Here is an 11,944-nt window from a genome sequence, read left to right on the forward strand (position 1 = left end):
CACTGGCTCAGGCGGCGGAGGCCTGCAGGCCGTGTTCCTCGCGGATCAGCTCGCGCAGGGCCTGGCGTTCCGCCGGCAGGGTCGCTGTGCGGTGCAGGGCGAGGCTGCCGTCCTCTTCGGTGACGGCGATCTCGGTCTCGAAATGCAGTTGCAGATCGTCCAGGGTGATGTAGGTGATGCGGTACGCCTCGTCGATGCTGGTCATGTTCGGCGACTCGATGTGGGAGGGGCGCAGGCCCGATTGCGGCATGGTCGCGCCGGGTGAGCTAGGGTGGAAGTGAATCGCCGTGATGGTGATCATCACGGCCGACGATGGTGCCGGCGAGATTTTCCGGCATCCGGTGCGCAGGACGGGTATCCTGCGCGGGCGTGTCCAGACCGGCCACGCTGACCTACAACTGGAGCAGTGACATGAGCCGCGACAAGCAGCTTTTCCCGGATGACGAAATCGGCGACGCCCTGTGGGCCTTGCAGGAAGACGGCGAGGACCTTTCCGTCGAGCACGAGGTGGAGTTCGCAGTGATCTTCCCCGACGAACAGTCGGCTCTGGACTTCGCCATCATGCTGCTGCAGAACGGGCAGAAAGTGGCGTACTCCGAATACGACGGCAACGACCAGCTGCCGTGGCAGGTCCTGGCCTATCCGGTCATGGAACTCAGCCACGAGCACATCAGTGGCTATGCCGCGTTGCTGTCCGAGCATTCCGCCGACCTGGGCGGCCAGATGGATGGCTGGTCGGCTCTCTGAGCGGCTGCTGCCTCATGAAAACGGCGCCTGCGGGCGCCGTTTTTGTTTGTCGGGCGGCGCGGATCACTCCGGCAGCGGCGCCTGCCGTGCCACCTGGCGTAGCGCCTGCTCGTAATAGTCCACGCTCTGCGCGCCGGAGATCAGCTGGCGGCCATTGAGGATCACCGCCGGCACCGCGTGGATGCCGTGGCTGGTGTAGAAGTCTTCCTCCGCCACCACCTCGTCGCCATAGGCGTCACTGTCGAGAACCTCCCTGGCCCGCACCGCATCCAGGCCCACGCTGACCGCCAGCTCCAGCAGGACCTCGGCATCGCTCGGGTCGCGCCCTTCGCCGAAGTAGGCGTGCAACAGCGCCTGTTTGAGAGCGAGGTCGCGGTGCGATTCCGCCGCCCAGTGCAGCAGGCGGTGAGCGTCGAAGGTGTTGTAGATGCGGCTGCGCTTCCTGAGGTCGAAATGCACGCCGACTTCCTCGCCCATCGCCCGCAGATGTTCCTGGTTGCGGGCGATCTCTTCGGCGCTGCTGCCGTACTTGCGCTGCAGATGTTCGACCAGGTCTTCGCCTTCGCTGGGCATGTCCGTGTTCAATTCGAAGGGCTTGATGTGCAGTTCGACGGTCAGTTCGCCGTCGACGCGGCGGATGGCTTGCAGCAGGCCGTTGAGGCCGATGGCGCACCAGGGGCAGACCACGTCGGAGACGAAATCGATGGTAATGGCATCGCGCATGGCGGCGATCTCCGGCAATTGGGCAGTGCTCAAGAATGGACCCGGTTGGCGGGTGGAATCCAGTGCCGGCAGCGGCTTTTCTTTTCTATATGGATTAACTTCAAGTCGTAAGTTATTGATATATAACGAATAAATCTATTCTAGATTTCACATCAAGTCATGACTCTGTAATTCACCCCGGATGCCCGAAAACAGCGGGCTGTAGCGATCACTGGATGAATCCATCTTTGTGTTGAATATTAGAATTATTGCGTAACTATATGATTTATAACTATTTTTGTTTTAATTCGTCGTATCCGCTTCGATAGCACCCGCCAAAGCCCTGCCCAGGGAGGATTTCGCCGGAATCGCCGAGTGTGTTCTGCAGGTCGTGCCGGCGGCGCTGCCGGTCGGACAGGTACGGATGCGACGCGGTGTAACTGGAATTGCCACAAGGACGCGCTACCTTGAGCCTGTTGTGCGCAGAATTTTCTGACGTCGCACGTCTTCCCGCCGTTCCCGCGCAGGCAAGGGATTCGCGGCTGCAGGCCGGCAGTCATCCAGCAGATACGGAGCACACCATGGCTCGCACCACCCCCATCGAGCTTTACCGCAATATCGGCATCGTCGCCCACGTGGACGCCGGCAAGACCACGACCACCGAGCGCATCCTTTTCTATACCGGTGTGAACCACAAGATGGGTGAAGTGCATGATGGCGCGGCTACCATGGACTGGATGGTGCAGGAACAGGAGCGCGGCATCACCATTACCTCGGCTGCGACCACCGCCTTCTGGCAGGGCTCCAGCAAGCAGTACGACCACAAGTATCGCTTCAATATCATCGATACCCCCGGCCACGTCGATTTCACCATCGAGGTGGAACGCTCGCTGCGCGTGCTCGATGGCGCAGTGGTGGTGTTCAGCGGCGCCGATGGCGTGGAGCCGCAGTCCGAGACGGTCTGGCGCCAGGCGAACAAGTACCACGTGCCACGCCTGGCCTACGTGAACAAGATGGACCGCCAGGGCGCCGACTTCCTGCGCGTGGTCAGGCAGATCAAGCAGCGCCTGGGGCACACCCCGGTGCCGATCCAGTTGGCCATCGGTTCGGAGGAAACCTTCGCCGGGCAGATCGACCTGGTGAAGATGAAGGCCATCGTCTGGAACGACGCCGATCAGGGCACCAGCTATACCGAGCAAGCGATTCCCGCCGAGCTGCTGCCGCTGGCCGAGGAGTGGCGCGCGCACATGATCGAGGCCGCCGCCGAGGCCAACGAGGAACTGATGAACAAGTACCTCGAAGGCGAGGAACTGAGCATCGAGGAAATCAAGGCGGGTCTGCGCCAGCGCACCCTGGCCAACGAGATCGTTCCCGCGGTGCTGGGTTCATCGTTCAAGAACAAGGGCGTGCCGCTGGTGCTGGACGCGGTGATCGACTACCTGCCGGCACCCACGGAAATTCCCGCGATCAATGGCACCGACCCGGACGACGAAGAGAAGCACCTGGAACGCCACGCCGACGATGCCGAGCCATTCTCCGCGCTGGCCTTCAAGATCGCCACCGACCCCTTCGTCGGCACCCTGACCTTCGCCCGCGTCTATTCCGGCGTACTGACCAGCGGCGATGCCGTGCTCAACTCGGTGAAGAGCAGGAAGGAGCGCGTCGGGCGGATGGTGCAGATGCACGCCAACCAGCGCGAGGAGATCAAGGAAGTGCGCGCCGGCGACATCGCCGCGCTGATCGGCATGAAGGACGTCACCACCGGCGACACCCTGTGCGCGATCGACAAGCCGATCATCCTCGAACGCATGGACTTCCCGGACCCGGTGATTTCCGTGGCGGTGGAGCCCAAGACCAAGGCCGACCAGGAGAAGATGGGCATCGCCCTGTCCAAGCTGGCCCAGGAAGACCCCTCGTTCCGCGTGAAGACCGACGAGGAAACCGGGCAGACCATCATTTCCGGCATGGGCGAGTTGCACCTGGACATCATCGTCGACCGCATGCGCCGCGAGTTCAACGTCGAGGCCAATATCGGCAAGCCGCAGGTGGCCTACCGCGAGGCGATTCGCAAGAAGTGCGAGATCGAAGGCAAGTTCGTGCGCCAGTCCGGCGGCCGTGGCCAGTTCGGCCATTGCTGGATCCGCTTCGAGCCCGGCGAGGAGGGCAAGGACGGTCTGGAGTTCGTCAACGAGGTGGTTGGCGGCGTGATTCCCCGCGAGTTCATCCCGGCGATCCAGAAGGGCATCGAGGAACAGATGCAGAACGGCGTACTCGCCGGCTACCCGCTGATCGGCCTCAAGGCCACCGTGTTCGATGGTTCCTACCATGACGTCGACTCCAGCGAGATGGCGTTCAAGATCGCCGCCTCGATGGCCACCAAGCAGCTCTCGCAGAAGGGCGGCGCGGTGTTGCTGGAACCGGTGATGAAGGTCGAGGTGGTGACCCCGGAGGACTACATGGGCGACGTGATGGGCGACCTCAACCGCCGGCGGGGCCTGATCCAGGGCATGGAAGACACCCCGGCCGGCAAGGTCATCCGCGCCGAGGTGCCGCTGGGCGAGATGTTCGGCTACGCCACCGATGTGCGCTCGATGTCCCAGGGGCGCGCGAGCTACTCGATGGAGTTCACCAAGTACGCCGAGGCGCCGGCCAACATTGCCGAGGCGATCATCAAGAAGAGCAATGGCTGACCCGGCCTGAACGAAAAACGGCGCCCGAGGGCGCCGTTCTTCATGGCGGGAACGAACCTCAGTCGAGGTTCTCTTCCAGGGCCAGCAGCTCTTCCACGCGCTGGCGGCGGCGGATCAGGCGGCTCTGGGTGCCTTCCAGCAGCACCTCGGCGATCAGCGGGCGGCTGTTGTAGTTCGACGACATGGATGCGCCGTATGCGCCGGTATCCTGGATCAGCAACAGGTCGCCGACCTGGGCGCGGGGCAGCGCGCGAGGGATGACCACACCGCCGTCGCCCTGGGTGAATACGTCGCCCGACTCGCACAGCGGGCCGGCCACCACGGTGTCGATCACTTCGCGGCTGTCGACGTCGCCGGCCAGCACGCTGATACCGTGGAAGCTGCCGTACATGGAGGGACGCATCAGCTCGTTGAAGCCTGCATCCACCAGTACGAAGTGATTGCGGCCGGCGTCCTTGGTGGCGCGGACTTCGCTGAGCAGGCAACCGGACTGGGCGACCAGGTAGCGGCCCGGCTCGATTTCCAGGTGCAGGTGGTGGCCGACCACGGCCTCTGCGGCCTTGCGGGCATTGTCCCAGAGCTGGAAGTAGTGCGCGGTGTCCACTTCCGGGTCGCCGTCGCGATAGGGAATGGACAGGCCGCCGCCGGCAGACAGCGCGCTGAGATCGTGGCCGGCTTCCTTCACCAGGCGCACCAGGCCGAGCATGGCCTCGCCGACCTGGGCCAGGTGGCCGTAGTCGACACCGGAGCCGATGTGCATGTGCAGGCCCACCAGGCGCAGGCCGCGCTCGCGGATCACCGCCAGGGCGTCATGCAGGTCGGCGTGCCAGATGCCGTGCTTGGAGTGCTCGCCGCCGGTGTTGGTCTTGTTGCTGTGGCCGTGGCCGAAACCGGGGTTGATGCGCAGCCATACCGGGTGGCCGGGGGCGACTTCGCCGAGCTGGCGGAGCATGTCGATGGAGCCGGCGTTCACCGGGATGCCATTCTCGACCACGGTTTCCAGGGTGGCGCGGTCCAGCAGGTCGGCAGTGAAGACGATCTCGGACTCATCCTCGCGGCACGAGTAGCCGGCGGCCAGGGCGCGCAGCAGCTCGCCCTGGGACACGGCGTCGACCTTAACGCCCTGTTCGCGTATCAGGCGCAGGATGTGCAGGTTCGAGCAGGCTTTCTGCGCGAAGCGAATGGTATCGAAGCTCTTCAGGCGCTCGATCTGGCCACGGATGGTGGCGGCGTCATAGACCCACAGCGGGGTGCCGAATTGCAGGGCGAGCTGTTCGGCGCGGGGCAGGGCGAGGAAGGGCATGAATGGGCTCCGAAGGTAGATGGCGCTAGTCTACCGGCCATTTACGGAGCTGAATAATGCCGCTTGTTGGTTGGTCGATTCAATTTTGATATAGGGTGCAGCCCACGCCGGCCTCGCGCAGGCACTGCACCAGCGCCCCGGCTTCTGCCTGAAGCGCCGCCACGAAGCGTTCGCGCAGGGGCGTGGCGGGACGGTACAGCGGCTTCGCCACGCTCACTTGGAACGGCAGCGAGAACGCCAGCGGGCGCAACTGGATACCCTGGTCCTGGAACATCAGTGCGGTGATCGGGTTGACCACGGCAAGGCCCAATCCGGCGCGGACCATGCTGCACACCGAGACGGCACTGTGGGTTTCCACCTGCATCTGCCGCTGCACGCCGGCACCGACGAACACGGCGTCGATCAGGTGCCGGTAGCGGTCGCTGGTGGCCAGGCTGACGAAGGGCTGGCCGGCGAAGTCCGCCGCTTCGAGGCGCTCGCGGGCCAGCAGTGGATGGCCGTCCGGGAGGATGCACACCTCATCCACCGCCAGCAGCGGTTGCAGCTCGGTGCCGCGGGGGGCGTCGTCGTTCTCGATCAGGCCGATGTCGTGGTGCTGGGCGCTGAGCGCCTCCTCCAGGTGCGGCGACTCCAGCGCCGCCACTTCCAGGCTGATGGCCGGGTTCTCGCGGCTGAAACGCTTGCAGGCTTCCGGCAGCAGCGCCTGGGACAGCGCCGGCAGGCAGCCGATGGAGAACTTGCCCTCGGCGAACTGCCCCAGGCTGCCGGCGAAGGCGACGATGCGGTCCAGCCCGGTGAAGGAGCGCTCCACCTCCTCGAACAGCATCAACGCCCGCGCCGTCGGCGCCAGCCGCCCGCGCTCGCGCAGGAACAGCTCGAAGCCGACCAGTTGCTCCAGCCTTGCCAGCTCACGGCTGACGGTGGGCTGGCTGGTATGCAGGAACGCCGCCGCGCGGGTGACGCTGCCGGTGGTCATGACCGCGCGGAAGACTTCGATGTGGCGGAGGGTGATCATGCTGGGTCCGATGCTGGAGTGCGGGTCATTGTGTCGTTGTTCGGGGCAGGGCACCAGTGGGCGCCATTCGCCCTACACTGCTCTTTGCAGGATGGGTATCGCTGCGTTCCACCCATCCTGCGAACCTGAGCCTCTGCGAGATTCGTTCCGCTCGACCGGGCTCAATGGAAATCCCGACTCCGCACATCCAGCCCTTCCAGCAGCTCGCTCAGATCCGTCAGCCGGCCGGCGATTACATGGCGCACGCCATCCCTGGCCTCCAGGGTGCCGTCCACCTGCATCAGACGGGCGCCGAGGAAGGGGCGGCGCTGGCGTTCGGCGAGGTCGCGCCAGACGATCACGTTGATCATGCCGAACTCGTCTTCCAGGGTGATGAAGGTGACGCCGCTGGCGGTGCCGGGGCGCTGGCGGCCAACCACCAGGCCGGCGACACGGACCGGGCGTTCGGCTTCCAGTTTCGCCAGGTCGCGTGAATTGCGACAGCGGCGGGCCTTGAGCGCGCCGCGCAGCAGCGTCAGCGGGTGTGGCCCGAGGGTGGTGCCGAGGGTGGCGTAGTCAGTGAGCAGGTCTTCGCCGCGGCTGGGCAGCGGCAGGCTGACGCGGGCTTCCTCGGTGACCTGGCCGGCGAACAGCGGTAACTGTGGCTCCACTCCGGCTATCGCCCAGCGTGCCTTATGCCGGTGGCCGGCGAGGCCGCGCAGGGCGCCGGCGTCGGCCAGTTGTTCGCGGGCGCGGGCGTCCAGGTGGGCGCGCAGGCAGAGATCGGCGACGTCGGTGAAGGGGCGTTGCCCACGCGCCTGGGCGATGGCATTGGCGACGTCTTCGCGCAGCCCGCGAACCATGCGCAGGCCGAGACGGATTGCAGGTTGGCGCTCGGCAATCGGCTCCAGGGTGCAGTCCCAATGGCTATGGCGCACGTCGGCCGGGCGGATTTCCAGGCCGTGGCGGCGAGCGTCCTGGAGCAACTGGTCGGGGCTGTAGAAACCCATCGGCCAACTGTTGATCAGCGCACAGGTGAAGGCTGCCGGTTCGTGGCACTTCAGCCAGCAACTGGCGTAGGTGAGCAGGGCGAAGCTGGCCGCGTGGGATTCGGGGAAGCCGTAGCTGCCGAAACCCTTGATCTGCTCGAAGATGCGCGCGATGTAGTCTTGGGGGTAGCCCTTGGCGGCCATGCGCTCGAACAGTCGCTTGCGATGAGGCTCCAGGCTGCCGTGGCGCTTCCAGGCTGCCATGCTGCGGCGCAACTGATCGGCTTCGCCAGGCGTGTAGTTGGCGGCCTTGACCGCCAGTTGCATCACCTGTTCCTGGAACAGCGGTACGCCCAGTGTTCGTTCGAAGATGGAAACGACTTCTTCATGGGGGTAATCGACCGGCTCTTCGCCGTTCCGCCGGCGCAGGTAGGGATGCACCATGTCGCCCTGGATCGGCCCAGGACGCACGATGGCGACTTCGATCACCAGGTCGTAGAACTCCTTGGGTCTGAGGCGCGGCAGCATGGCCATCTGCGCGCGGGATTCGATCTGGAACACGCCGATGGTATCGGCGCGGCTGATCATCTCGTAGGTCTTCGGGCATTCCTCCGGCAGGCTGGCAAGCGTCCACTGCTTGCCGCGATAGCCGGCGATCAGGTCGAAGCAGCGACGCAGCGCGCTGAGCATGCCCAGGGCGAGCACATCGACCTTGAGCAGGCCGACTGCATCGAGATCGTCCTTGTCCCACTGGATCAGCGTGCGTTCGGGCATCGCGGCGTTTTCCACCGGCACCAGGGTTTCCAGCGGCTGCTGGGAAATGACGAAGCCGCCAGGGTGCTGCGACAGGTGCCGGGGAAAGCCGACCAGTTGCGCGGTCAGGGCAAGCACGCGGCGCAAGGTCGGGTTTTCCGGGTCGAAGCCGGCCTCCATCAGCCGCTCGGGCGGCGGTGCCTCGCGGCTCCAGCTACCGCAGCAGTCGGCCAGCGCGCCAACCTGGTCCGGCGGCAGGCCGAGGGCCTTGGCCACGTCGCGCACCGCGCCGGCGCCCCGGTAGGTGCTGGCTACGGCGGTGAGCGCGGCGCGGGTGCGGCCGTAGCGTTGGAATACATACTGGATGACTTCTTCGCGGCGGTCGTGTTCGAAGTCGACATCGATGTCCGGCGGTTCGTTGCGTTCGCGGGAGATGAAGCGTTCGAACAGCAGGTTGACCCGGGACGGGGCCAGCTCGGTGATGCCGAGGGCGAAGCAGACCACCGAGTTGGCCGCCGAGCCGCGTCCCTGGCAGAGGATGCTCCTGCTGCGGGCGAAGGCGACGATGTCGTGGACGGTGAGGAAATAACTGTCGTATTTCAGCTCGGCGATCAGCGCGAGCTCCTCTTCGACGCGCTTGCGGACTGTGGCGTCGGCGCCGTCTTTCCAGCGGCGAAGAATGCCCTCCTCGGTCTTTGCGCGCAGCCAGGTGGTGGGCGTATGGCCTTCGGGAACCAGTTCATGGGGGTACTGGTATTTCAGATCCCTCTTCAAATCGAAACTGCAGCGCTTGGCGATGCGCAAGGTTTCGGCCAGCAGCTCGGCTGGATAGATCGACGCCAGCGCCTCCAGTGGGCGCAGGTGGCGCTCACCGTTGGGGTAGAGGTGCTGCCCGGCCAGGTGCACTGGCAGGTGATGGCGAATGGCGGTCATGCAGTCTTGCAGCGCGCGGCGGCCACGGGCGTGCATGTGCACGTCGCCACAGGCGACGGCGGGGATATCCAGGCGCGCGGCCTGTTCCTGCAGGTGGCGCAGCCTGGTGGCATCGTCCGGCCCCTTGTGCAGTTCGACGCCCAGCCACAGGCGTCCGGGAAAGCGTTGGCGCAGCCAGAGGCCATCGTCGTCCTGCCCATCCTGGGGCAGCCAGATTGCCAGCAGGTGGTCGAGGGTGCCGTCGAAATCCGTGTGTACCAGGCGGTAGCTGCCTTTCTCGGCGCGGCGTCGGGCGTGGGTGAGCAGGCGGCAGAGGTTCTCGTAGCCGGCGAGGTTCTCGGCCAGCAACACCAGCTTCGGGCCTTGCTCGATGCGCAGTTCGCTGCCGACTATCAGCGGGACTTCATGTTGCTTCGAGGCCTGCCAGGCGCGGACGATGCCGGCCAGGCTGCATTCGTCGGTGATCGCCAGGGCGCGGTAGCCGAGCCTTTTCGCCCGCTCGAAAAGCTCGGCGGCGCTGGAAGCACCGCGCTGGAAGCTGAAGTTGGACAGGCAGTGCAGCTCGGCGTAGCCGCTGCCTTCAACCGGCGCGCTCATGCGAACCAGCCGTGCAGCAGCAGCGGCCCTTCGTCGCCGACCTGGCGGAAAATCCAGGCGCGTTGCCCGCTGCGGGTGCGCACCAGGTAGTAATCGCGGCGGATGTCCTCGCCGTCCCACCAGCCGGACTCGATACGTTCCGGCCCGGCCAGCAGGGTCGGGGCGAACTCGCGCAGCGGCTGGGGTTCGGCCAGCAGCCAGCCAGGCCGTGGGGCCTGGACGATGGGCTGGCGTGGGGCGGTGTGGTTTTGCCAGGCGCGCTCCGGGCGATGCTCGGCGAGCCCGCCCAGGCCGTGCACGGCGTCGTCGCCCAGCCGTGCGCGCAGGCGCTCGCGCAATTGCTCCCAGGGTAGCGATTGCTGCGGGCGGTCGTCGAACAGCTCGCGGTGCTGCGGCACGAAGGGGGGAAGGTCGTCGGCCAGCAGGCGCACGCTGTGTACCGGTGCGCGCAATTGCAGTTGCTCCAGCCGGCCACGGGTCAGCTCGAAGAGCATCGCCGCCTCGCGCTCGGCGCTGAGAAGGCCGACCGGCATCTGCGTGTCGCTGCCTTCGTGGTGTTCCAGGTACAGGCTGAAGCGCTGCACGCCACTGTCGCGCCCGGCGAGGAAGGCGGCGAGGTCGGCGGTGAGTCGGCGCAGGGGAAACAGCAGGGCCTGGGTGGACTCCACGTCGAAGTTCAACTCGATGCGCGACTCGAAGCGGTCCGGCGGCCGATAGAACTCCAGGGCCAGGGGACGTTGTCCGAGCAGGGTATCCACCTGGCGCAGCACCTGCGGCGGGAAACGCCGGGCCAGGCTCTCGCGCGGCAGGGCGAGCAGTTGCCTCAGGCTGCGCAGGCCCATGCGCGTAAGGGCGGTGGCGGCTTCGCGCGCCAGGCCGAGGCGCTCCAGCGGCATCTGCCCGAGGTACCGGCGCAGTTGTTCGTCGTCGTGGACCGCCAGGCCATCGTAGGCATTGGCCAGGATGCGCGCGGCAGCGGGATTGGGCGCAGCGGTGATGCGGTGGCGGAAGCCCAGGGCGCTCAGTTCCTTGCGCAGACGTGCCTCGAAATGCGGCCAGGGGCCGAACAGTTGCAGGCTGGACTGCACTTCCAGCAGCAGCGCGCGCGGATAGTGCTGGCTGACTTGCGAACTGAAGCCATAGGCCCAGGCCGCCAGCAGGTTCTGCCAGCGCTCCACGTCGCGCAGGTCATGCTCGGCGGTGGCGAAGTCGCGGCTCAGGGCCTGGGCGGCGGCGAGCGACTGGCCGGGCTTGAGCCCGAGAGCCCGTGCGGCCGGGTTCACCGCTTGCAGCACGCGGCGTTGTGCTGGCCCGGCGAGCAGCGCCAGGGCGGCGTCCGGTTCGGGGCGATTGCGCAGTGCGCCATCCATCGCCAATTGCGGCAGGAGAATGCAGGCCCAGAGCATGCCGGCCTCAGTGCCAGGGCAGCGGGATCGGGCGCGCCGGCGCCAGGCCGCCACGGCACTTGAGCACGCGCAGTTGCGCGGGCTTTGCGTCCAACGCCAGGCGCAGGGCGGCAGGCGAGGGGTTGAGGGCCTCGCGCTGCGGACGGTAGGCGAAGGCCAGGGTCTGCCCGGTCTCGGCCGCTACCTGCAGGCGGCGCAGAGCGCGGTCGTCGGCCTGCTGCGGCCAGCACAGCACTGCGCCGCAACTGCCCGAGCGCAGGCACTGTTCGGTGGCCCAGAGTGCATCCCGGCCGGTGGCCTGCACGATGGTCAATTGGTCGAGATCGACTCCGGCGGCCTGCCAGGCCGCCGGGTAGGGCACATGGGGCGGGGCCACCAGCACGATGCGCTCGCCGGCGGCGCCGAGCCGCGCCAGGGTCGGCCATACCAGTTGCAGTTCGCCGATGCCTTCGGCTGCGGGGAGTATTTCGCTGAGCGCCGCTTCCGGCCAGCCACCGCTGGGCAGGGCCTGGTCCAGCCATGCGTGGCCGGTAGGTTGCAGGCTTGGCGGCAAGCCCTGGGGCTGGCCCTTCCAGACCTGGCGCTGGTGAAGCAGGGTATCGAGCGCGACCACGCTGCCCATCACGGCCTCCCGGCCGGCGAGCGGCGACGGCCATGCGTCCGGCCGGAGGACCGGGGCAGATGGATGGCGGGAGGGTGCATGGGGTTACTCGGAATCAACTGTATGGATATACAGTTTATCCGGTGGATTTGTGTCGTCAATGACAGTTGGTCTGTCGGCGGTTCGTTCCGGCGTGGCCATGCCGGTTTCTACAGGCTGGTCTTGGCGT

At 66.3% G+C, this 11,944-nt stretch carries 10 protein-coding genes; 3 read left to right on the plus strand and 7 right to left on the minus strand.

All coding sequences use genetic code 11. The features are described from left to right. Window positions 1-7: 7 nt before the first annotated feature. On the minus strand, window positions 8-250 hold the full coding sequence (ptrC, locus tag OU419_RS12995) for a type III secretion system co-regulatory protein PtrC (RefSeq protein ID WP_254500622.1): 243 nt from the start codon (window positions 248-250) through the stop codon (window positions 8-10). 37 nt (window positions 251-287) lie between these two features. On the opposite strand from ptrC, the gene OU419_RS13000 reads away from it, so the two are divergent. Then, window positions 288-410: a hypothetical protein gene (locus OU419_RS13000; RefSeq protein WP_268173358.1), complete on the plus strand. Its 123-nt coding sequence runs from the start codon at window positions 288-290 to the stop codon at window positions 408-410. A 1-nt stretch (window position 411) separates the two neighbouring features. Further along, window positions 412-747, plus strand: coding sequence for a ribonuclease E inhibitor RraB (locus tag OU419_RS13005; RefSeq protein WP_254474578.1), 336 nt, complete (start codon window positions 412-414; stop codon window positions 745-747). A gap of 63 nt (window positions 748-810) precedes the next feature. On the opposite strand, the gene OU419_RS13010 is transcribed toward OU419_RS13005, so the two are convergent. Then, a complete protein-coding gene (locus OU419_RS13010) occupies window positions 811-1,470 on the minus strand; it encodes a DsbA family oxidoreductase (protein WP_254474577.1) in 660 nt (219 codons plus the stop codon). Between the two features lie 560 nt (window positions 1,471-2,030). Between OU419_RS13010 and fusA the strand changes: the two genes are divergently transcribed. Continuing rightward, window positions 2,031-4,139 (plus strand): elongation factor G, encoded by a 2,109-nt coding sequence (fusA, locus tag OU419_RS13015; protein WP_254474576.1) that lies wholly within the window; start codon window positions 2,031-2,033, stop codon window positions 4,137-4,139. 58 nt (window positions 4,140-4,197) lie between these two features. Here the strand turns inward: fusA and lysA are convergent, their stop codons facing one another. The 5 genes from lysA to imuA form a co-directional block, all read right to left on the minus strand. Continuing rightward, entirely contained in the window at window positions 4,198-5,442 is a 1,245-nt protein-coding gene (lysA, locus tag OU419_RS13020; RefSeq protein WP_254474575.1) for a diaminopimelate decarboxylase, read from the minus strand. Between the two features lie 79 nt (window positions 5,443-5,521). After that, a complete protein-coding gene (locus tag OU419_RS13025; RefSeq protein WP_254474574.1) occupies window positions 5,522-6,457 on the minus strand; it encodes a LysR family transcriptional regulator in 936 nt (311 codons plus the stop codon). A 161-nt stretch (window positions 6,458-6,618) separates the two neighbouring features. Then, window positions 6,619-9,708, minus strand: a complete 3,090-nt coding sequence (locus tag OU419_RS13030; RefSeq protein ID WP_254474572.1) for an error-prone DNA polymerase — start codon at window positions 9,706-9,708, stop codon at window positions 6,619-6,621. Beyond that, on the minus strand, window positions 9,705-11,114 hold the full coding sequence (locus OU419_RS13035) for a Y-family DNA polymerase (protein ID WP_254474571.1): 1,410 nt from the start codon (window positions 11,112-11,114) through the stop codon (window positions 9,705-9,707). Before OU419_RS13035 ends, OU419_RS13030 begins: the two co-directional genes overlap by 4 nt. A gap of 7 nt (window positions 11,115-11,121) precedes the next feature. Next, complete coding sequence (gene imuA, locus OU419_RS13040) at window positions 11,122-11,736, minus strand: translesion DNA synthesis-associated protein ImuA (RefSeq protein WP_254474570.1); 615 nt, start codon at window positions 11,734-11,736, stop codon at window positions 11,122-11,124. Window positions 11,737-11,944: the final 208 nt, after the last annotated feature.

Source organism: Pseudomonas triclosanedens (assembly GCF_026686735.1).
GTDB classification, from domain to species: Bacteria; Pseudomonadota; Gammaproteobacteria; order Pseudomonadales; family Pseudomonadaceae; genus Pseudomonas; species Pseudomonas triclosanedens.